This is a genomic window from Loktanella sp. F6476L (assembly GCF_023015725.1).
Lineage (GTDB): Bacteria > Pseudomonadota > Alphaproteobacteria > Rhodobacterales > Rhodobacteraceae > Yoonia.
This window is the reverse complement of sequence record NZ_JALKAR010000001.1, coordinates 845,475-865,285: the sequence shown is the minus strand read 5'-3', so window position 1 is coordinate 865,285 and position 19,811 is coordinate 845,475. Positions and strand designations below refer to the sequence as shown.

Below are 19,811 nucleotides of genomic sequence, written 5' to 3'. Positions count from 1 at the left end.
TAAAGCACACACACATTCTCGACCCAAGTTCACTGACACCGACAAGCGGCAGCATTCCCAGATCAATTGGTATACTAGTATTAACACACCCTGCACCTGTCAACGAATTGGTAGCGCTAACAGTTGTGGTCGACCGCCACTGCCAGAGGAAAGTGAACAGCAAGCCACTGCGAATAAGTACTTTTTTGCGTGAAACGCTACGGCGAATAAATGAGACTAAGTACGATCAACGTTACCATCTGGATCAAGAAACACAATTCAAAGGTGATTACTGCAAGCAACCTATCGCCCATAAGGCAAGATCGCAAAGCCAATTCACCGCCCGAGCACGTCAAATTTCACATGCCCCGCTTTCCGCCTGTTCACGGCAAACTTGCTTGATGCCTCCCAGTGATTGTTGCACGGTCAACGTGTAACAAGGTGATCCACGTACTGAGCTAGGCGGCGTTAAATGATTTTGAATAGACGGCTATTTTTATCGGTTTTGGGTAGTTTCAGTCTGGCAGGTTGCGCCAGCACTGCGCAGTCCCCAAGGACAGCATCGACCGCACCTGACCTGATCCCCGTGCAAACACCTGCCTTCTCCGCATGGGTCGCACGTTTCAAACCACGCGCCCTTGCTGCAGGCATTTCTTCCACGACCTTTGATCGCGCATTCGCGAATGCAGGCTTCATCCCCGGCGTCGTGACGCGCGACGGCAACCAGATCCAAACGCGCCGGACCTTGGAGGATTACCTTTCCATTGCCACCTCAGATGAACGCATGTCAAAGGGGCGCGTCGCCATCGCCCGACATGCTACCACCCTCGCCCCAGTCGAGCAGCGTTATGGCGTGGACCGCAATATCGTCGCCGCAATCTGGGGCATGGAAAGCCTGTTTGGTGAACGTCGTGGTGATATTCCAGTGGTGTCAGCGACAGCGACGCTGGCCTTCGACGGCCGCCGTGGTGCATTCTACGAAAAGCAGCTGATTGCGGCTTTGCAAATACTCGAACGGGGCGACACGACGCCCGATCAAATGATCGGCAGCTGGGCTGGTGCGATGGGCCACACGCAATTCATACCGACATCGTATCAGTCTTTCGCCGTGGATTTCACGGGCGATGGAAAGCGCGACATCTGGACGGATGACCCCACAGATTCGCTTGCCTCGACCGCCGCGTATCTGTCGCGCAACGGATGGCGCAGCGGACTGAAATGGGGATCAGAGGCAGGCACAGGCGGGCCATCAGGTCGCAGCCTACAGCCCCAAGCCGGTGGCGTAACATTTACTGTAACGCGCAACTTCAACGTTTTGAAAACCTACAATAATTCGGACTTCTACGCGATCGGCATCGGGCATCTGGCTGACCGCCTCGGCGGCGCTGGCCCCTTACGTGGCAATTTCCCACCCGACGAAAACGGACTAACTAAAGCGGACCGTCAAACCGTGCAACGCGCCCTCGCCCGACGTGGCTATGATGTCGGTCCCGCAGATGGCGTGATCGGCGGACAAACACGCGCTGCCGTCAGCGATTTCCAACGGCGCGAAGGTTTGCCCGTCACGGGCATCGCAGATCGCACTGTCCTCGCCGCCCTACGCTAGCCCATACAAAAAAACCCCGCGCATCATCTGATGCGCGGGGTCTTTTATCTCTAAATCCGACCTTAGCCGATGATCCCGTTCAACGTTGCCGATGGGCGCATCACAGCAGCGGTTTTCGCCGCATCACCGTGGTAGTAGCCCCCCAGATCAACGGCGCTGCCTTGTGCGGCTGCCAGTTCAGACACAATTGCCGCTTCGCCAGCAACCAGTGCTTCGGCGATTGGGGCAAAATGCGCGGCCAGCTCTGCATCGTCGGACTGCGCCGCTAGTGCTTCTGCCCAGTAACGCGCGAACCAGTAGTGGCTGTCGCGGTTGTCCGGCTCACCCACTTTACGCGATGGGGAACGGCTGTTGTCGAGGATGCCTTGCGTGGCAGTATCAACGGCTTGGCCCAGAACGCGGGCTTTTTCGTTGCCGCGTGCGTCTGCGAGGAATTGCAGGCTTTCACCCAACGCACAGAATTCACCTAGTGAATCCCACCGCAAGTGGTTTTCTTCAACCAACTGCTGCACGTGCTTTGGTGCAGAACCACCAGCACCCGTCTCAAACAGACCACCGCCCTGCATCAGCTTCACGATGGACAGCATTTTCGCAGATGTCGCCAGTTCCAAGATCGGGAACAAGTCAGTCAGATAGTCACGCAGCACGTTACCAGTGATCGCAATCGTGTTTTCGCCCTTGGTGATCGTTTCCAATGACGCACGTGTGGCTTCACGTGGTGCCATGATTTCAAACTTGTCGGCCACGCCTTTCGCTTCCAAGATCGGCTTCACATAAGCGATCAGTTCCGCGTCATGCGCACGATCGGCATCGAGCCAGAAAATCGCGCGGCAGCCTTCGGCCTTTTGGCGATCAATCGCGAGGTTCACCCAATCTTCAATCGGGGCTTTACGCGCAGAGGCGGACCGCCAGATGTCGTTGGCCTCAACAGTGTGCTGGTGCAGCACCGTGCCATCGTCGAGGATCATCTTCACGGTGCCCGCTTCCGGCATTTCGAACGTGGTCGGGTGTGACCCGTATTCCTCTGCTTTTTGCGCCATCAGACCGATGTTCTGGACGGTGCCCGCAGTCGCAGGGTTCAATTTACCGTTTTCTTTGAAGAACTTGATGCTCTCGTCGTAAACCGGCGCATATGAATTGTCAGGGATCACACAGTTTGAATCTGCTTCTTTCCCGTCTGGGCCCCAGCCCTTACCGCCAGCGCGGATCAGCGCAGGCATGGATGCATCGATGATCACGTCGGATGACACATGCAGGTTGGTGATGCCTTTGTCGGAATCAACCATATACATCGGTGGGCGCGCCGCCATGCAGGATTCGATATCAGTCATAATGTCGGCGTTGCCTTCAACACGCGCCAACAGATCACCCAAACCAGAATTCGGGTTCACGCCCAGATCAGCCATCGCAGCACCGTGCTTTTCAAACACAGGTGCCAAGAATGCCTTCACAGCGTGACCAAAGATGATCGGGTCAGAAACCTTCATCATTGTCGCTTTCATGTGAAGCGAGAACAAAGTGCCTTCAGCCTTTGTTTGTTCAAGTTGCTCAGCCAGGAAAGACTGCAATGCCGCCGCCGACATGAAAGTCGCGTCAACCACTGTGCCCGCTGGGTAAGATACACCCTCTTTCAGAACAGTTTCGCCGTTGGCAGTTTCCAGAACGATCTTTGCAGTCGCTTCTTTGGCAAGCGTCGCAGACACTTCGTTGGAGAAGAAATCGCCACCAGACATGGACGAAACCTTCGTCTTGCTGTCCGCATTCCATTCACCCATCCGGTGTGGATTGTTCTGAGCGAAAGATTTCACTGCTTTGGCAGCGCGACGATCCGAATTCCCTTCGCGCAACACAGGGTTCACGGCAGAGCCTTTGATCCCGTCGTATTTTGCGCGGATCGCTTTTTCTTCGTCAGTCGCGGGGGCTTCTGGATAATCCGGCAGCGCGTAGCCTTGGGATTGCAGTTCTTTCACAGCGGCAACCAATTGCGGCACAGATGCAGAGATGTTTGGCAGCTTGATCACGTTGGCTTCCGCCGTCTTCACCAAACGACCCAGTTCGGCCAGATCGTCAGACTGCTGCTGATCGGCTTTCAGGTGCTCTGGGAATGTCGCAAGGATACGACCAGCCAGTGAAATGTCCTTGGTCCCCACAGACACGCCAGCGGCTGCTGCGAATTTCTGAATGATTGGCAGGAAGGACGCAGAGGCCAGTTCCGGCGCTTCGTCAACTTTGGTGTAAATAATATCGGTCATGGTAACCCTCGCGATTGAATTTGCCTGTCCTTAGCGGATGCAACCTGCGACGTCCATTGTATACCATGGTATATCGAAACAATTCTGAGCCAAAATGCGCGTCTTTTGGCCACATGCAAGGGTTTTGGCCTGAAACTTTAACCCTCGAGGAAGGCCTGCGCTGCAAGGACCGCTTCCGCCATCCTGTCAAAGAAACCTGGAACGGTTACATCAACCAACGCCGTTTGACCGTCGCCTGGCACGTAATCCTCGGGCGCTTTGCGGGTCGGAAACTTCGGATCAGACATCGCAAGCAATTCACGGTGGCTGGCCCCTTTCCCGTGTTTGATCACGTTCACCGCAAGATAATACTGGTAAACCCGTTCTGCCAGATCCGCCTCTCCCGCCTCAATCAACGCAGACTTCAACTTCCGTGAAAACGGGCCACGACGGAAATGATGCTGCATCCGCGCCTCAAACGCACCGAACGTATCCACGGCAATCGCTTCAAGCGCCAATGCGTCGCCCGCCGCGTCTTTGGCCTTTTCCTGCGCCGTAGCAATCAGTTCAGGTAAGCTTTGTGTCGCGGACATGATGCATTCTCCGTTAGTGTTGCCTGTCCATACGCTATCAATTGCAGAAAGATAATGGGCGTTGTCATGAAAAGACGCTTCCGTTTCGCTTATCCGGCGCGATTGAGAAACGTGTCACAAATCTCTTTCCATTCTCGGGTATCGCCGCCTAGTAGCGATCTAAAGAAGGCACCTCAGATGACCAAATTGCAGACAATCAACGGGAACGACACATCTGGAATTTGTTTTGGTTGCATGCAGTTTGGCGGTACTGCCGACAAAACCGCCAGTCACGAAATGTTTGATCTATGTCGTGCGCGGCAGGTCAATTTTTTTGACACGGCACACACATACACAAGCGGTGCATCTGAACGCATGCTGGGGGAATTTGTCGAACATGAACGCGATCAAATTATCGTAGCAACAAAGGCCGGATATACCGGTGGGAGCAGTTCAGAAAACATCCTGACCCAATTTGATGAAAGCCGTTCGCGTTTGAAGATGGACGTCGTGGATATTCTATATTTGCACCGCTGGGACCCGCAGACAGCATTGGAGGAAACGTTTGATGCGCTCGCCAAGCTGCAACAATCCGGCTTGATCCGCTATATCGGCGTGTCAAACTTTGCTGCTTGGCAGGTCATGAAAGCGCAAGCGGTAGCGGCGCGTTTCGACGTAAAAATTGATGTTATCCAGCCAATGTATTCTTTGGTGAAACGACAAGCAGAGGTCGAACTGTTTCCAATGGCCATGTCAGAGAAGATCGCTGTGGCATCATACTCTCCTCTAGGAGCAGGTCTGCTGACTGGGAAGTACAGTGCCGAAGCCACGGGACGGCTTTCGACGGATCAACGATACGCGGCCCGCTATGGTCAATCGTGGATGCAACGCACTGCCGACGCGCTTACGGACCTTGCGGCCGAGATAGACGTTGATCCGGCAACTCTTGCCGTCGCGTGGGCTGCTAATCATCCTGCGGTGACAGCCCCGATCATCAGTGCGCGGAACGCGACGCAGTTGAATGCATCCTTGGCGGCACAAAACGTGCTTATGACCCCGCAGCTTTATACGCGAATAGAGGCGTTGTCGCTCCGCCCTGCCCCTGCGACAGACCGATTGGAAGAAGCAACGCCTTAAGCCGGGTTATGATCTGTGGCTTCCCAATGTTCGCCAAGTGCTACAATGCACGACGTGCCATTGGCGTAGGTTTGAACAACCATGAAATCGCCCGTCCCGGCAGTGACCCAGACCTCAAGAACCGTTTCCGGTTCCCGTAAACCTTGCCCCTGACGTTCGGCCCCCATCACGTCGGTCAAGGTTTCGTTCAGGCGAGCACTGTCATCGCAAGTCAGGTCGGAAAAGTTCGCCCGCGCGATGACCGGCAATGTCGCGATCAAGCACAATAAATAGGAAAGGCGTTTGGACATACCGAAAGGATAACCAGACATACATCAAAATGTAACGGTTTTATGAATTTGTATGCTTAAAATCATCTGCAACGAGGAATATCCGCCGTCGCCCTTTCCGTATGGGCGCTTTTGCAATCTGCCAGACGCGATCTGATTTTCTGTCATGAATCTGTTTCGAAAGCTTCAAAAACTTGAATCAGAACCGTCACGTCGCTGTCGTCTACCATCCATATCCATCGCCCAAACATGGGGGCGATATGCTAACTATAGATGCACTAACAAAGCGGTTCGGCGACAAGACGGCCGTTCATGCGGCCAGTATAACCGTTGAAAAACCGGCTATGATCGGGATCATCGGGCGCTCTGGTGCTGGCAAATCGACGCTGTTGCGGATGGTCAATCGGTTGAATGACGCAACCGAAGGCACAATCACCTTCGAAGGTGAAGACATCACCGGATTGCGCGGGGCCGCCAAACGGGATTGGCAATCTCGGTGTGCCATGATCTTCCAACAGTTCAATTTGGTGCCGCGCATGGACGTCGTATCAAACGTCTTGCACGGAACGTTGAATAAGCGATCCACTTTCGCGACCCTATTCAATCTATATCCTCAGTCCGACATCCACCGCGCAATTGAAATTCTTGATCGTCTCGGGATTGCCGAACAGGCACCGAAACGTGCCGAAGCCCTATCTGGTGGGCAGCAGCAACGCGTCGCGATTGCACGGGCATTGATGCAGGATCCCAAGATCATTTTGGCAGATGAACCGATTGCGTCGCTTGATCCCATGAACGCGCAGATCGTCATGCAATCCCTGCGCACGATCCACGAAGAAGACGGTCGCACGGTTATTGCGAATTTGCACACGTTGGACACTGCACGACGGTATTGTGACCGTGTGATTGGCATGCGGGACGGCCGGATCGTGTTCGATGGCACACCCGAACAACTGACCTTTGGCGTTGCCCGCGACATCTACGGCGCAGGCGCGGATTTTTCCGAAGCCGCCACATCCACCGAAATTGAAACACTGGACAGCAAAAAGGCCCCCAAAACGGGTGCCTACGCCTAAGCCAGTCACGTCCCGCTTCTCTCGCGGGCCACCTTCATCAACCCTACGGAGATAACGATGAAAAAGACCCTCGCAATGGCGCTTGCCGCCACAACAGCACTGAGCACAGGCGCGGTCGCGCAAGACATCACAGAATTCCGTATCGGTATTCTGGGCGGTGAAAACGCACAGGACCGCATGAACAACTACGAATGCATGGTCAACTACACGACTGAAGCGCTTGGCGTTGAAACAAAGCTTTTCGCACCTGCGGATTACAACGGCGTCATTCAGGGGCTGCTCGGCGGCACAATCGACATGGCATGGCTTGGCGCATCGTCTTACGCAGCAACATACTTGCAAGACTCCGAAGCGGTCGAGCCTGTCCTGATCAAAGTGAACCTAGACGGCTCTGTCGGCTACCATTCCATCGGCTTTGCGCGCGTGGACAGCGGCATCACATCGCTGGACGATATGGCAGGCAAAGCATTTGGTTTCGGTGATCCGAATTCCACATCCGGTTACTTGATCCCATCCATCGAAATCCCGCAGTACAAAGACGGTATCACGATGGAATCCGGTGACTATTTCGGTGAAGTTAAATTCACTGGTGGTCACGAGCAGACAATCGTCGCAGTTAACAACGGCGACATCGAAGGTGGCGTCACTTGGGCGGATGGCCAAGGTAACTGGGAAGACGGTTATAACTCTGGCGCGCTGCGCCGCGCCGTTGATGCTGGTCTCGTGGACATGAACGACCTCGTGCAGATTTGGCAGTCAAACGTGATCCCTGAGGGCCCAGTTGTGCTGCGCAGCGCACTGCCGGAAGAGGTGAAAGTCAAAATGACAACGCTGGTCGACGAACTTTTCGAAAACGACCCTGATTGTGCTTACGGCGTCGCAGCCGGTGACACACTGGGCTTCCAGCCTGTCACCCACGAGATGTACGAAAGCATCGTCGCTGCACGTCAATCCGTGATTGGTAACTAATCCATTTTTATGACGCATCCGGCAGCCCTTTGGGGCTGCCGGTTTTTCGTTTGGGGGCCACATGGCAGAAACAGCATTCAGCGGCGCGCCGCAAAACGTCGGCAGTATTCAGTCGACCTATATGGCGCAAGTCCAGCGACGCAGGCTCTATGGCGGGCTAACATTGCTGATCTTTGTTGTCCTGATGGTGTCCGGATTTAACATTGCGGACGACCGGAACGCTGGCGGTTTCTGGGATGGCTTGCACCAGATCGGCGATTATCCCGCCGATGTTTTGTCAGAAGCATGGGAAAAACGAGCGGAATTGCCTGCCTTGGTGTTCAAGTATTTTCCGGCTCTTATTGAAACGATCAACATCGCGGCGGTTTCGACCCTGCTTGGGGCGATTGGCGGTTTGTTTCTTTCTCTACATGGCACACGCGGGTTGGCGAAATGGCCCCGTTTGATCCCGTTGTTTCGCCGTATTTCCGACATCATGCGCGCAGTGCCCGAAATCGTCGTCGCCCTTGTTTTGATCTTTGTCCTTGGGGGCGGGCCCGTGCCTGCGATGATCGCTATTTCCATCCACACGGCTGGCGCATTGGGAAAAATGTTCTCAGAAGTCTCCGAGAACGCTGATTTGAAGCCGCTTGAAGGGTTGGTCTCAACTGGGGCTACGTGGTCACAACGGATGATACTTGGTGTGCTTCCACAGGTCGCACCAAACTATATCAGCTATGCGCTTTTGCGGTTCGAAATCAATATTCGCGCGTCCGCTATACTTGGGTTCGTGGGTGCTGGCGGCTTAGGTTACGAGCTGCGTAATGCGATGGCATGGGGGCCCGGTCGATTTGACGAAGCCGCAGCCATCTTCGTTCTTCTATTCGGCACAATCGTATTCTTCGACCAAGTGTCCAGCCGTTACCGTAATCGTCTGACCGAAGGACAAGCCCAATGACCGCGATCGATCTGGATACAACAAAGATTCAGGCTGAACAGATTTTCCAGCGCAAGCGACTGATTGGTTTTGGCCTGCCTGCCGTGATCTTCGCCTATCTGGTGTATATCTTCTTTGCCTTCGATCTGGCCGGTCTCGCGGGACGCGCCAATGTCGACAATGCAAAGACGCTGACGTCGGACATCTGGTCGTACAAGGTACATGTCACGCGCAACAACCGCTCTGGCGACATCAGTTACGCCGTCGAAGGCGAACGCAAAGGCACTTATCCGGATGGCGAACGTCCCGCATGGGTCAGCGGCGATGACGTGATCGCAATCGATCTCGGCGCAGATCACATCGTACGCTATTTGCCCGACAACCGCACAGAGATTGATGTGCCGGGATTTCCGTCGATCGAGGTGCAAGCCGAAGGTCGCACGGTGACCAGCAACCTGCCTGACGATCTACCCGATTGGATTTCTGCCTCCGACCGCCGCATTGGCATCACAACAGACGAAGGGCGCATCACGCTGACTGGCGCGCGGACAGAGGTTTTCAATTACTTCGCAGGGTGGGAACTGTTTTGGTTTACGCTCGACAGCCCATACCATGGCGAAGGCATCGGCACGATCCTGTTCGGGGAACGGCTCGATCCTACGCGCAGCAACATCGCGGGTGCCATGTCGGACTGGTGGAACAACAAGATGTGGCGGCACAAGGACGTCGCGTGGGCCATCGGGGAAACGATTTTGATGGCATTTCTTGGCACGATGGGGGCCGCTATGGTCGCGTTGCCCTTGGCCTTTCTGGCCGCCAAGAAATTTTCCCCAGTCATGGTCTTACGTGCCGCGACACGCCGCCTGTTCGACTTCGTTCGCGGCGTCGATGCCCTGATCTGGACAGTCGTTCTTGCCCGCGCTTTTGGCCCCGGCCCACTGACTGGATCATTGGCGATCCTGATCACGGATACGGGCACATTCGGTAAAACCTTTTCCGAGGCCTTAGAAAACGTTGATCAAAAGCAGATCGAAGGGATTTCTTCCACTGGTGCGAAGCCCCTGCAACGCTACCGCTTTGGCGTGATCCCGCAAGTGGTTCCGGTTTTGCTGGCGCAGGTTCTGTATTTTCTTGAATCCAACACGCGGTCGGCTACCATCATTGGCGCGATCACTGGTGGCGGCATCGGCCTGATGCTGACCCAAGCGATCCAAACCCAAAAAGACTGGGAAGAAGTCGCCTATTACATCGTGCTGATCATCCTGATGGTGATGTTTATGGATTGGTTCTCAGGCTGGTTACGCAGCAAATTGATCGGACGCAAAGACTAATGGCAAACATTCTCATCACAGGCGTTAACCGCGGCATAGGGGCGGCTTTGCATCAAGCGGCATCTGCTGCAGGCCATCACGTCATTGGCACCACACGCGATGGTCGAAACGGAACGATAGCCTTGGAACTGTCCGACCCTGCCGCAGTCGCAGATCAGTTGGGGGAACTGCCGCAGATTGACGTGCTCATCAATAACGCTGGCATTATCGGTCCACAATCGGACCAGCAATCTCCCCTTTCGATGGACTGGGACGGTATGCGCGAAACGTTCGCCATCAACAGCATCGCTCCGCTCGCAGTGGCGCAGTCAGCACTGCCAACATTGCGAAAGTCAGAGCAGCCCAGAATACTGACAATTTCGAGCCAGATGGCCAGCTTTGCCACCCCTAAATCCAACCAGATCGCATATCGTGCTTCCAAGGCAGCGGTGAATAAAGTGATGCAAGGGCTGGCAGTTGAGCTGGAACCAGAGGGTATCCCCGTTGTCGTGATCAACCCGGGTTGGGTGCGAACGGATATGGGTGGTGCAGGTGCCGACGAAGACCCAAACGACGTGGCCCAAGGAATTTTGGCCATAATGGAACGGTTGACGATTGAAGATACCGGAAAGTTTCTGAGGTTCACGGGCGAAGAGTTCGCTTACTAATGGCACGTTTGACCGCGAATGCGCCATTGCTTCACCCCGAATGCGAGATCACGGATAGCACCTTCGGCGCCTTTGTAGAGATCGGTAAGGGCAGCCGCCTCAACAACGCATCCTTCGGCGATTACAGCTATTGCGATCGTTATGCGGATATCGCTAATGCGCAGATTGGCAAGTTTGCGAATATCGCGGCGTTTTCGCGGATCGGCGCGACGGATCATCCGTTGGATACGGCGTCTTGCCACCATTTTCTGTACCGATCCGATGACTACTGGGACGATGCGGATCGCGATGCGGATTTCTTTGCCCGCCGCAGCTCCCGCGTTGCACATATCGGTCACGACACGTGGATTGGCGCAGGCGCTATGATCAAGCCAGAGGTCACGCTCGGCCACGGGGCTGTTGTCGCAGCGGGCGCGGTCGTGACGAAGGATGTCGCGCCTTACACAATCGTTGCAGGGACACCCGCGACGCCACTTCGCCACCGCCAACCCGTACCAATTGCGGACCGGTTGATGGAACTAGCGTGGTGGGATTGGTCGCATGAAGATCTGCGCACCGCGCTCCCAGATTTTCGGTCGATGTCGGCTGAGGCATTTCTTGAAAAATATGAGACCGCTTAACGTTCGAGACAATCAACTTCGAGCGGTTCAGCTTTCAATCGTTAAAGTCACACGATCCCCAGCAAAGTAGGTCCGTCCGTATTCGATCGCGGTCTTGGTGTCATCGACGTTGACACTGCTTGACCGCAGCAGTGGGTCGCCTTCATGAACCTGCAGATGCAGCGCTTGGGTGGCATCGGCGCGCACGGCCGTCAGGCGCGTCGACGCACGCGCAAAATCTGCAATGCCGCAAAGCGCCAACGCATCGGTCACGCTGCTTGTCTGTTTGAATGCATCAAAAATGCCAATGATCCGCGACAGCGGGAAAAGGCTTTCGAACAGGGCAATCGGCTGCCCGTCGGACAGTGACAATCCTTGATATACGCATACGCGATCACCGGCGGCGATATTCAGCGCAAACGCCTCGCCGTCGGATGCCGCACGTTCTTCAAGATGGATCACCCGTTTCTCAGGCCGTCGTCCTGCTGCGATCAGGTTTTCGTGGAACCGAACCCGTTTGCCGATGGCGTAATCCGTTGGCGTGGCCGCAACAAACGCGCCAGCGCCCCGCCGCGTGCGCACCAAGCCTTCGCCCACCAGCGCCGAAATGCCGTGACGCACCGTATGGCGATTAACGCCGAACCTTTCGGCCAGCGCAGCTTCGGTCGGCAGTTTGTCACCGGGGGCATAACGGCCTTCAGCAAGGTCTAGGCGAAGCGCTGCCGCAATCGCTTTCCAAACAGGGGTCTTGGGGGCCGTGTCACTCAAACTTCACAAATCTTTTCTATCGGGAAACGCAAAATATGTTAGGATATGTATAGTTGTATAGATGAAAGACAAGTTGTCGAGATGAAACATACATTCGATACAGAAAACCCCCGCAAAGTCTGGATGGGGCTTTTGGCGAAAGCGCCCGAGGGTCGTGTTTCGCAATTGTTGGATACGCATTTGTCGCGGCCCAGATTCACTTGGCTGCGCGCCCCCGAAATCGGCAGCACGATGGTGCAAGGCCGCGCTGGCGGAACGGGCGCACCCTTCAATTTGGGTGAAGTAACCGTGACCCGCTGTGCCTTGACCCTTGCGACGGGCAAAGTCGGACACGCCTATATTCAAGGGCGCAGCAAGGCAGATGCAGAAGCGGCGGCACTGATTGATGCGATGATGCAAACGGCACATGCGGACGACGTGCGTGCTGCTGTGCTGTCACCGCTCGAAACGGAAGCGATGGCGCGCAAGGCGCACCGCGCCGCCAAAGCTGCCGCAACGAAGGTCGATTTTTTCACGATGGTGCGGGGGGACGATTGATGGACGCGCAAACGTTACGCGGCGGGTTTACTGACCCAGCCATTCAATCTGCACATGCCTTTCGAAGCGTCATGGAAGCTATGGCACGACCCGGCACCATACAAGACATCACCGGGGCCGAACCCCCTGCCCCCCTATCCAAAGCCGCTGGCGCTGTTCTACTGACCCTTTGCGACGCCGACACGCCGGTTTATCTGGCCGGAGATACTGATTGCGCGGACGTACGGTCTTGGTTGGCGTTTCACACCGGCGCACCGGTCACGGGGCCATCACAGGCGATGTTCGCAGTCGGCACGTGGGGCGCACTTGGACCTTTGTCGGCTTATCCGGTGGGCACGTCGGAATACCCAGATCGGTCCGCGACACTGATTATCGAAAGCGATACCCTATCGGGCAATACCGCGTTGACCGGACCCGGCATTAAGCAAACCGCTTACCTGAACTTGCCCGAAACTGCTGCGTTTCAATTGAACCACACGCTATTCCCGCTCGGTCTAGATTTCATTTTCACATGCGGCGATCAATTAGCAGCCCTGCCGCGTTCAGCGGAGGTGTCGTCATGTACGTAGCCGTCAAAGGTGGCGAACGGGCCATCGAAAACGCACATGCGTGGTTAGCCGAAGAACGACGCGGCGATACCAGCGTTACAGAGTTGAGCGTTGCGCAAATTCGCGAACAGCTCAGTCTTGCGGTGAACCGCGTCATGGCCGAAGGGTCGCTTTATGATCCGGACCTTGCCGCTTTGGCGATCAAACAAGCACGGGGTGATTTAATCGAAGCGATCTTTCTGATCCGCGCCTACCGCACGACATTGCCGCGCTTTGTCTCATCTCTCCCAGTGGACACAGGTGCGATGGCGTGTGACCGGCGCATCTCTGCGACCTTCAAAGACTTACCCGGCGGTCAAATTCTAGGCCCGACGTTCGATTACACGCACCGTTTGCTGGACTTCAAACTGGCCGCAGATGGCGATGTCGCTGACGCCCCAACGCGCGAGGCCGACCCTGCAACCGTCCCCCATGTGACCGACTTCCTAAATCAGGAAGGGCTGATCGAGGAGCCCCCCCTCGACGACACCCCTCCGCCCGATCTGACCCGTGAACCTTTGGAAATGCCAGCGGAACGCGCGCTACGACTGCAAGCGCTCACACGATCAGACGAAGGATTCACGCTCGGTTTGGCCTATTCCACACAGCGGGGGTACGCCCGCAACCACGCTTTTGTGGGCGAACTACGGATCGGAACGGTGCCTGTTGAAATGGAAATCCCAGAACTGGGATTTTCTGTGGAAATTGGCGAAATCACCCTGACCGAATGCGAAACCGTTAATCAATTCAAAGGCTCCAAAACAGAGCCCCCCCAGTTTACGCGCGGGTACGGATTGGTCTTCGGCCAGACCGAACGCAAAGCGATTTCAATGGCTTTGGTCGACCGCGCATTACGATGGGAGGAACTAGGCGAAGATAACGAAGGCGCACCCGCGCAGGACGCTGAATTTGTGCTGTATCACGCAGACAACATTCAGGCGACGGGGTTCCTCGAACATATCAAACTGCCACACTACGTCGATTTTCAGTCCGAGCTAGAACTGGTGCGTAAACTGCGCCGCGAAGCTGGCGCGGATCAAATGCAGGAGGCGGCGCAGTGATTTTGAAAACAAATCAACGGCACCCAATTGAGCGCGCAAAACACTCTTATTGGGCAAAAAAAAGAGGCCGATTAATCGCCTCCGTCGCCGTCTCCATCACTATCCCATTCGCCGCCGTCGGCAGAAGGGTCATCCGAAGAACATCGTTCTCCTCCATGCCATTCAACCCAAACATACATCCCGTCATCGCGTTTTTGCAACGTGCTGCGCCTGCAGTAATCTTTCAAACCGAGAAACGACAAGACGATTACCATCCACACAATTTCGAAGACGCTTTCAGCGACGAAATACACGAAGACAACATAGAGCACAAAGAGCGCATAGGGCCAAACAGCCTGCATAGCCGAGCGACAGCTCGTCATGAGAATTTTCCTTTTTCAATTGAAGATAAGCAGACGAGACAGACGCGTTTGCGTGAAAGCGGGGCAAAGTCTTTAAACCCCTACGCTTCATATCAACCTGTAATTTCGGTTCTGTCTCATGTCTGCCTAAGACGTAACACGGGCTTTGTAACAGATTTGCGACAGCACTTTACTCGAAGACCTGTCCTGACTTTATTGAACGGAAAATCAGAATGACCGATAAAGCATATAACTTCGCATATCTTGATGAACAAACCAAGCGGATGATCCGCCGCGCGATCCTGAAGGGCCTTGCTATCCCGGGGTATCAGGTGCCCTTTGCCTCACGCGAAATGCCAATGCCTTATGGTTGGGGCACGGGTGGTGTGCAGGTGTCTGCCGCCGTTTTGACTCCTGACGACACGTTCAAGGTCATTGACCAAGGGGCGGACGATACGACAAACGCGGTCTCGATCCGCACCTTTTTTGAACGCACGGCGGCCGTGGAAACGACAACCGAAACCAGCGAAGCAAGCGTGATCCAAACACGTCACCGCATTCCCGAAGAACCGCTGACCGAAAATCAAATTCTAGTCTATCAGGTGCCTATTCCAGAACCGCTGCGTTTTCTCGAGCCACGCGAAAGCGAGACCCGTAAAATGCATAGCCTCGAGGAATACGGGCTGATGCATGTGAAACTTTACGAAGACATTAGCCGTCACGGGCATATTGCGACGTCTTATGCCTATCCGGTGAAGGTTGAAGGGCGCTATGTGATGGATCCATCGCCCATTCCAAAGTTCGACAACCCCAAGCTGGGCGATATGGCCGCGATCCAACTGTTCGGCGCGGGGCGTGAACAGCGCATTTACGCATTGCCACCCTACACGCAGGTGGTGAGTCTCGATTTCGAAGATCATCCATTTGAGGCCACGAAAGCGGATCATGTGTGCGGGCTTTGCGGGTCTGATGAAAGCTACCTTGATGAGGTAATCACTGATGATCAGGGCGGCCGTCTCTTTTGCTGCTCTGACACCGACTATTGCATGGGACGCCGCAACGCCGGCCACTTTGGCCCCGCAACAACCGAAAGTGAGGTCGCAGCATGACGCCGCTCTTATCCGTTCACAACCTCACCAAACGCTACGGTGCGCATATTGGGTGCGCTGACGTGTCGTTTGACCTGTACCCGGGTGAAGTCATGGGCATTGTCGGGGAAAGCGGGTCTGGGAAATCCACGCTCCTCAACTGTATGGCAGGCCACCTGATCCCTGACGCGGGCGAGGTCGTTTTTGATACCCGTGCAGATGGCCCCAAAGATACCATCACGATGTCCGAACCCGAACGCCGGATGTTGGGCAGGACCGATTGGGCCTTTGTTCACCAACACGCCCGCGACGGGTTGCGCATGGGTGTCAGCGCTGGCGGCAACGTCGGCGAACGCTTGATGGCCGTGGGCGAACGCCACTACGGCGACATTCGTGACAAGGCGGTGGATTGGCTTGGTCGGGTCGAAATCGACGCCAATCGCGTAGATGACCGCCCCACAACGTTTTCGGGTGGGATGCAGCAGCGGCTACAGATCGCGCGCAATTTGGTGACGGGCCCGCGGCTTGTTTTCATGGATGAACCGACCGGTGGTTTGGACGTGTCCGTTCAAGCACGCCTGCTTGATCTGCTGCGTGGATTGGTGCGCGATATGGGACTGTCTGCGATCATCGTGACCCACGACCTTGCCGTTGTACGGCTGCTTGCCGATCGGTTGATGGTGATGAGGGACGGGCACGTTGTCGAAGCGGGTCTTACCGATCAGGTGCTTGATGACCCGCAACATGCTTACAGCCAACTTCTTGTTTCCTCAGTCTTACAGGTATGACCGATGATTGATCTTAAAGAGGTTTCGAAAACCTTTACCCTTCACAACCAAGGCAGCGCTGTGATCGAAGTGATTAACGATGTCTCGCTGTCCGTCGCTAAGGGCGAATGCGTGGCCCTGACAGGCGCTTCTGGTGCAGGCAAATCAACGCTGATGCGCATGATCTACGGCAACTATCGGACGCAAGCAGGTGAAATTCGGATCGGCGATGTTGATATCGTGCAGGCGCAACCGCGCGAGGTTATCAACCTGCGTCGTGATGTGCTTGGCTACGTCAGCCAGTTCCTGCGGGTCGTGCCACGTGTGCCAACTCTGGATGTGGTGGCCGAACCATTGCGTGCGGTGGGTGTGTCTGCCCAGGATGCCGAAACACGGGCCAAACGGCTGTTGTCACAGCTGAATATCCCAGAACGGCTGTGGTCCCTTTCACCCACAACGTTTTCAGGCGGCGAACAACAGCGCGTAAATATCGCGCGAGGTTTCGCACATGAATATCCTGCAATGCTGTTGGACGAACCCACCGCGAGCCTCGATGCTGCCAACCGCGAAGTCGTGCTGTCTTTGATCGAAGACGCAAAGGCCCGCGGTGCTGCGATCATCGGAATCTTCCACGATGAAGCGGCCCGCGACCGTCTGTGTGATCGTGAAATAGACGTGAGCCAATTCACGCCAAAGGTGGCGGCATGACGCAAGGACGCCTCATCGCAGTAGTTGGGCCGTCCGGCGTCGGCAAAGACAGCGTGATGGCAGGTCTGCATGATTTGATGCCAAGCATGCATCTGGTGCGTCGGGTCATCACACGCGCACCGGGCCTCGGCGGCGAAGATTATGATGCCGCGACCCCTGCCGCGTTCGAAACCTTGGTGCAAAATGGGGCATTCGCGGTCCATTGGGGCGCGCATGGTTTGCGCTATGGCATTCCGCTCAACGTACGTGACAGGCTGCACACTGGGACGAACTGCCTCGTAAATTTTTCACGCAAAGCGCTCAGTGATGCCGTCAAGATTTTTCCCAATTTTGTTGTTTTGAACATTACTGCATCTGAGGAAACGTTGGCCAAACGCCTTGCTGCGCGTGGTCGCGAAAACCAAGAAGACATTGCAAAAAGGATATCAGTCGCAGACAAACCTTTGCCTGCGGGTTTGAAGGTCATCTATGTGTCGAACGACGGCCCCTTGCCCACAACGATCGCACATGCAGCCAAGCTGCTTCAGCCGGTCAGGGCATGACGATGGATCAGTTCAAACCGGCCATCTTCCCGTTCACCGCACAGGGCGATTTGGTTAATCACAAACGGCTTGGGCAAATCGGGCAAATGGCTGCTTGCAACATCCGTCCAACGTGCGATGTCGTGCGCAGGCAAACGCCCCGAAAGGGTCAGATGGAAACGGAACTCTTCCATCACATATGGATAGCCCCATTGCGTCAAAAGCGCGTCTTGGCGCGCACTCAATCCAGCGGCACGGCGGCGGTCCAGTTCAGCCGCGCTGGCGGGCGCGCGAAACGTGTCGAGATCACACACGCAGGCCTGCGCCACGCGCCGTACCCCAGACACATCACCACCTGGCATCAACGCAAGAAAACCGCCCAACGTGGTCAATTCCAAACCACCGCTGACTGCGGGTCTCACCGCCGCGGCAAGATCTGCCGCCGCGCGCTCAAGTTCCGCGAAAGATCGCCCTGCTGCCAGCCTGAATGGCGGCTTCAACGTCCCATGGAACCCGTACTTCATCGGTGTCATCGTGATGTCACGCAAACCGTGCACAGATGGCTGAACAACGTCACGACCTGTCACAACATCCCAACCCAGCCACGCGGCACCAAAATCTGCCAAAGCGCCTTCCGGCGGGATAAAGTAAATCGCAAATCGAGAATATGACATGAATTCCCCTTTTCCTGCGCCAACATTTACAAAGTCTTGTGACACCAGCACGACAAACGACATTTGTTTGGCGAATGCACAGCTCGTTTTGGCAGATCAAGTCCTAACCGGATCGATTACAATCGAACAAGGCGTGATTACCGATATCGCCGAGGATGACGTTGTCCCCAATGGTGCCGTTGACTGTGCCGGTGATCTAGTTCTGCCGGGATTGGTCGAGTTGCACACTGACAACGTCGAACGTCACATGGAACCCCGCCCCAAGGTGGATTGGCCCCATCTGCCTGCCCTTCTAGCACATGACGCGGAACTTGCATCTACAGGGATCACGACCGTCTTTGACGCCATGCGCGTGGGGTCGATCTACAGCAGTCAAAAAGGGCAATATGTTGAATATGCTCGCACGCTTGCAAATGAACTATTGGCGGCACGCGCCGAAGGTCTGTTTAAGATCAGCCACTTCCTGCATCTGCGGGCTGAGATTTGTTCAGAAACGCTCCTTGAAGAATTGGCCACCTTTAGTGTCGACGATCGGGTCGGCATTGTTAGTTTGATGGACCACACGCCCGGCCAACGGCAGTTCCGTGATCTTACAGCGCTTAAAACATACGTCGCCAAGAAACGCGGTATGAACGACACCGAATTTGCGGAACACGTTGAAAATCAAATAAATCTGCAAAAACGATACGGCGCAAAGCACGAAGTCGGCGCGGTTAACGAGGCCAAACGCCTCGGCGCTGTGCTGGCCAGCCACGATGACACCACCGGAGAACATGTTGCAACTTCAGCCAAGAATGGCGTTGGTTATGCCGAATTTCCAACGACTGTTGAAGCCGCACAAGCCTGTCGCGCGCACGGGATCGCAGTGATGATGGGGGCGCCCAACCTAATACGGGGTGGGTCGCATTCCGGCAACGTTGCGGCAGAAGATCTGGCAAACGCTAACCTTCTGGACATCGTGTCTTCCGACTATGTCCCGTCGGCCTTGCTATTATCCGCCTTCCATCTCGCCAAAACTTGGAACGACGTCCCACGCGCAGTCGCCACGGTTACCCGCAATCCGGCCAAAGCCGCCGGTCTCACTGATCGCGGACAATTAGAGGTTGGGCTACGCGGTGACGTCTTGCGGGTGCATCAGAACCGCAAAGCACCGATCTTGCGAAACGTCTGGAGCCAAGGCCGGCAAGTGGGATGACGGCTACTACGAGGGAGGGTGAAACCTGCTGACGGTTGACCCGCCCCCTTTGAAATAAGGCAGAAACCGTCACCGCAGTACGAAATTCATAAAAAAGGGGCCCCCGCAGGGACCCCGTTAGTTTCGCTTATCGGGCTCGTGATTATACCGCTCAATGTTTTTTGCCTGCGGCCCGATCCGCGCCGGGGGTGAGCGCACCCACCCCGGGTCTCGAACTGCGCCGAATCTTCGC

At 55.5% G+C, this 19,811-nt stretch carries 22 protein-coding genes; 16 read left to right on the top strand and 6 right to left on the bottom strand.

The window, feature by feature from the left end:
- Positions 1–451 precede the first annotated feature (451 nt).
- Positions 452–1,585, top strand: a complete 1,134-nt coding sequence (locus tag MWU61_RS04355) for a lytic murein transglycosylase (RefSeq protein WP_247127019.1) — start codon at positions 452–454, stop codon at positions 1,583–1,585.
- A gap of 62 nt (positions 1,586–1,647) precedes the next feature.
- Here MWU61_RS04355 and MWU61_RS04350 read toward each other — a convergent pair whose 3' ends face one another.
- Complete coding sequence (locus tag MWU61_RS04350; RefSeq protein WP_247127018.1) at positions 1,648–3,837, bottom strand: NADP-dependent isocitrate dehydrogenase; 2,190 nt, start codon at positions 3,835–3,837, stop codon at positions 1,648–1,650.
- A 137-nt stretch (positions 3,838–3,974) separates the two neighbouring features.
- Complete coding sequence (locus MWU61_RS04345; protein WP_247127017.1) at positions 3,975–4,409, bottom strand: hypothetical protein; 435 nt, start codon at positions 4,407–4,409, stop codon at positions 3,975–3,977.
- Positions 4,410–4,586: 177 nt separating this feature from the next.
- On the opposite strand from MWU61_RS04345, the gene MWU61_RS04340 reads away from it, so the two are divergent.
- Complete coding sequence (locus MWU61_RS04340) at positions 4,587–5,525, top strand: aldo/keto reductase (RefSeq protein ID WP_247127016.1); 939 nt, start codon at positions 4,587–4,589, stop codon at positions 5,523–5,525.
- Here MWU61_RS04340 and MWU61_RS04335 read toward each other — a convergent pair.
- Positions 5,522–5,815, bottom strand: a complete 294-nt coding sequence (locus MWU61_RS04335; protein ID WP_247127015.1) for a hypothetical protein — start codon at positions 5,813–5,815, stop codon at positions 5,522–5,524. The genes MWU61_RS04340 and MWU61_RS04335 overlap by 4 nt on opposite strands.
- Before the next feature lie 239 nt (positions 5,816–6,054).
- On the opposite strand from MWU61_RS04335, the gene phnC reads away from it, so the two are divergent.
- From phnC to MWU61_RS04305, 6 genes are all read left to right on the top strand, one after another.
- Positions 6,055–6,870, top strand: a complete 816-nt coding sequence (gene phnC, locus MWU61_RS04330) for a phosphonate ABC transporter ATP-binding protein (RefSeq protein ID WP_247127014.1) — start codon at positions 6,055–6,057, stop codon at positions 6,868–6,870.
- Positions 6,871–6,927: 57 nt separating this feature from the next.
- Entirely contained in the window at positions 6,928–7,839 is a 912-nt protein-coding gene (gene phnD / locus MWU61_RS04325; RefSeq protein WP_247127013.1) for a phosphonate ABC transporter substrate-binding protein, read from the top strand.
- A 61-nt stretch (positions 7,840–7,900) separates the two neighbouring features.
- Positions 7,901–8,776, top strand: a complete 876-nt coding sequence (gene phnE / locus MWU61_RS04320; protein WP_247127012.1) for a phosphonate ABC transporter, permease protein PhnE — start codon at positions 7,901–7,903, stop codon at positions 8,774–8,776.
- On the top strand, positions 8,773–10,086 hold the full coding sequence (phnE, locus tag MWU61_RS04315) for a phosphonate ABC transporter, permease protein PhnE (RefSeq protein WP_247127011.1): 1,314 nt from the start codon (positions 8,773–8,775) through the stop codon (positions 10,084–10,086). The genes phnE (MWU61_RS04320) and phnE (MWU61_RS04315) overlap by 4 nt, the downstream gene beginning before the upstream one ends.
- Positions 10,086–10,733, top strand: a complete 648-nt coding sequence (locus MWU61_RS04310; protein ID WP_247127010.1) for an SDR family NAD(P)-dependent oxidoreductase — start codon at positions 10,086–10,088, stop codon at positions 10,731–10,733. The genes phnE (MWU61_RS04315) and MWU61_RS04310 overlap by 1 nt, the downstream gene beginning before the upstream one ends.
- Positions 10,733–11,353, top strand: a complete 621-nt coding sequence (locus tag MWU61_RS04305) for a DapH/DapD/GlmU-related protein (RefSeq protein WP_247127009.1) — start codon at positions 10,733–10,735, stop codon at positions 11,351–11,353. Before MWU61_RS04310 ends, MWU61_RS04305 begins: the two co-directional genes overlap by 1 nt.
- A gap of 27 nt (positions 11,354–11,380) precedes the next feature.
- On the opposite strand, the gene phnF is transcribed toward MWU61_RS04305, so the two are convergent.
- Positions 11,381–12,100 carry a phosphonate metabolism transcriptional regulator PhnF gene (phnF, locus tag MWU61_RS04300; protein WP_247127008.1) on the bottom strand — a complete coding sequence of 240 codons (720 nt, stop codon included), beginning with the start codon at positions 12,098–12,100 and terminating at the stop codon, positions 11,381–11,383.
- An 81-nt stretch (positions 12,101–12,181) separates the two neighbouring features.
- On the opposite strand from phnF, the gene phnG reads away from it, so the two are divergent.
- Genes phnG through MWU61_RS04285 form a run of 3 tightly spaced genes read left to right on the top strand, consistent with a single transcriptional unit; the run spans position 12,182 to position 14,285 of the window.
- The gene (phnG, locus tag MWU61_RS04295) at positions 12,182–12,637 is read left to right on the top strand and encodes a phosphonate C-P lyase system protein PhnG (protein ID WP_247127007.1); all 456 of its coding nucleotides are present in this window, start codon (positions 12,182–12,184) and stop codon (positions 12,635–12,637) included.
- Positions 12,637–13,206, top strand: coding sequence for a phosphonate C-P lyase system protein PhnH (gene phnH / locus MWU61_RS04290; protein ID WP_247127006.1), 570 nt, complete (start codon positions 12,637–12,639; stop codon positions 13,204–13,206). The genes phnG and phnH overlap by 1 nt, the downstream gene beginning before the upstream one ends.
- Positions 13,197–14,285, top strand: coding sequence for a carbon-phosphorus lyase complex subunit PhnI (locus MWU61_RS04285; protein ID WP_247127005.1), 1,089 nt, complete (start codon positions 13,197–13,199; stop codon positions 14,283–14,285). The genes phnH and MWU61_RS04285 overlap by 10 nt, the downstream gene beginning before the upstream one ends.
- Before the next feature lie 71 nt (positions 14,286–14,356).
- Here MWU61_RS04285 and MWU61_RS04280 read toward each other — a convergent pair whose 3' ends face one another.
- On the bottom strand, positions 14,357–14,647 hold the full coding sequence (locus MWU61_RS04280; protein ID WP_247127004.1) for a hypothetical protein: 291 nt from the start codon (positions 14,645–14,647) through the stop codon (positions 14,357–14,359).
- A gap of 212 nt (positions 14,648–14,859) precedes the next feature.
- Between MWU61_RS04280 and MWU61_RS04275 the strand changes: the two genes are divergently transcribed.
- Genes MWU61_RS04275 through phnN form a run of 4 tightly spaced genes read left to right on the top strand, consistent with a single transcriptional unit; the run spans position 14,860 to position 17,731 of the window.
- Complete coding sequence (locus MWU61_RS04275; protein WP_247127003.1) at positions 14,860–15,735, top strand: alpha-D-ribose 1-methylphosphonate 5-phosphate C-P-lyase PhnJ; 876 nt, start codon at positions 14,860–14,862, stop codon at positions 15,733–15,735.
- Positions 15,732–16,502, top strand: a complete 771-nt coding sequence (gene phnK, locus MWU61_RS04270; RefSeq protein WP_247127002.1) for a phosphonate C-P lyase system protein PhnK — start codon at positions 15,732–15,734, stop codon at positions 16,500–16,502. Before MWU61_RS04275 ends, phnK begins: the two co-directional genes overlap by 4 nt.
- Before the next feature lie 3 nt (positions 16,503–16,505).
- Entirely contained in the window at positions 16,506–17,189 is a 684-nt protein-coding gene (gene phnL, locus MWU61_RS04265) for a phosphonate C-P lyase system protein PhnL (RefSeq protein ID WP_247127001.1), read from the top strand.
- Entirely contained in the window at positions 17,186–17,731 is a 546-nt protein-coding gene (gene phnN / locus MWU61_RS04260) for a phosphonate metabolism protein/1,5-bisphosphokinase (PRPP-forming) PhnN (RefSeq protein WP_247127000.1), read from the top strand. The genes phnL and phnN overlap by 4 nt, the downstream gene beginning before the upstream one ends.
- Here the strand turns inward: phnN and MWU61_RS04255 are convergent.
- Positions 17,713–18,384 (bottom strand): DUF1045 domain-containing protein, encoded by a 672-nt coding sequence (locus tag MWU61_RS04255; protein WP_247126999.1) that lies wholly within the window; start codon positions 18,382–18,384, stop codon positions 17,713–17,715. The two genes, phnN and MWU61_RS04255, sit on opposite strands and share 19 nt — an antisense overlap.
- Here MWU61_RS04255 and MWU61_RS04250 point away from each other — a divergent pair.
- Positions 18,383–19,579, top strand: coding sequence for an alpha-D-ribose 1-methylphosphonate 5-triphosphate diphosphatase (locus tag MWU61_RS04250; RefSeq protein WP_247126998.1), 1,197 nt, complete (start codon positions 18,383–18,385; stop codon positions 19,577–19,579). The genes MWU61_RS04255 and MWU61_RS04250 overlap by 2 nt on opposite strands.
- The last annotated feature ends 232 nt before the right edge of the window (positions 19,580–19,811 follow it).

Coding starts and splice junctions, on each gene's coding strand:
- MWU61_RS04255 (WP_247126999.1), bottom strand. CDS start 18,384: ATGTCATATTCTCGATTTGCGATTTACTTTATCCCGCCGGAAGGCGCT.
- MWU61_RS04275 (WP_247127003.1), top strand. CDS start 14,860: ATGACCGATAAAGCATATAACTTCGCATATCTTGATGAACAAACCAAG.
- MWU61_RS04350 (WP_247127018.1), bottom strand. CDS start 3,837: ATGACCGATATTATTTACACCAAAGTTGACGAAGCGCCGGAACTGGCC.
- MWU61_RS04345 (WP_247127017.1), bottom strand. CDS start 4,409: ATGTCCGCGACACAAAGCTTACCTGAACTGATTGCTACGGCGCAGGAA.
- phnG (WP_247127007.1), top strand. CDS start 12,182: ATGAAACATACATTCGATACAGAAAACCCCCGCAAAGTCTGGATGGGG.
- MWU61_RS04340 (WP_247127016.1), top strand. CDS start 4,587: ATGACCAAATTGCAGACAATCAACGGGAACGACACATCTGGAATTTGT.
- phnK (WP_247127002.1), top strand. CDS start 15,732: ATGACGCCGCTCTTATCCGTTCACAACCTCACCAAACGCTACGGTGCG.
- MWU61_RS04335 (WP_247127015.1), bottom strand. CDS start 5,815: ATGTCCAAACGCCTTTCCTATTTATTGTGCTTGATCGCGACATTGCCG.
- phnD (WP_247127013.1), top strand. CDS start 6,928: ATGAAAAAGACCCTCGCAATGGCGCTTGCCGCCACAACAGCACTGAGC.
- MWU61_RS04310 (WP_247127010.1), top strand. CDS start 10,086: ATGGCAAACATTCTCATCACAGGCGTTAACCGCGGCATAGGGGCGGCT.
- phnE (WP_247127012.1), top strand. CDS start 7,901: ATGGCAGAAACAGCATTCAGCGGCGCGCCGCAAAACGTCGGCAGTATT.
- MWU61_RS04305 (WP_247127009.1), top strand. CDS start 10,733: ATGGCACGTTTGACCGCGAATGCGCCATTGCTTCACCCCGAATGCGAG.
- MWU61_RS04355 (WP_247127019.1), top strand. CDS start 452: ATGATTTTGAATAGACGGCTATTTTTATCGGTTTTGGGTAGTTTCAGT.
- phnN (WP_247127000.1), top strand. CDS start 17,186: ATGACGCAAGGACGCCTCATCGCAGTAGTTGGGCCGTCCGGCGTCGGC.
- phnC (WP_247127014.1), top strand. CDS start 6,055: ATGCTAACTATAGATGCACTAACAAAGCGGTTCGGCGACAAGACGGCC.
- phnE (WP_247127011.1), top strand. CDS start 8,773: ATGACCGCGATCGATCTGGATACAACAAAGATTCAGGCTGAACAGATT.
- MWU61_RS04280 (WP_247127004.1), bottom strand. CDS start 14,647: ATGACGAGCTGTCGCTCGGCTATGCAGGCTGTTTGGCCCTATGCGCTC.
- MWU61_RS04285 (WP_247127005.1), top strand. CDS start 13,197: ATGTACGTAGCCGTCAAAGGTGGCGAACGGGCCATCGAAAACGCACAT.
- MWU61_RS04250 (WP_247126998.1), top strand. CDS start 18,383: ATGAATTCCCCTTTTCCTGCGCCAACATTTACAAAGTCTTGTGACACC.
- phnL (WP_247127001.1), top strand. CDS start 16,506: ATGATTGATCTTAAAGAGGTTTCGAAAACCTTTACCCTTCACAACCAA.
- phnH (WP_247127006.1), top strand. CDS start 12,637: ATGGACGCGCAAACGTTACGCGGCGGGTTTACTGACCCAGCCATTCAA.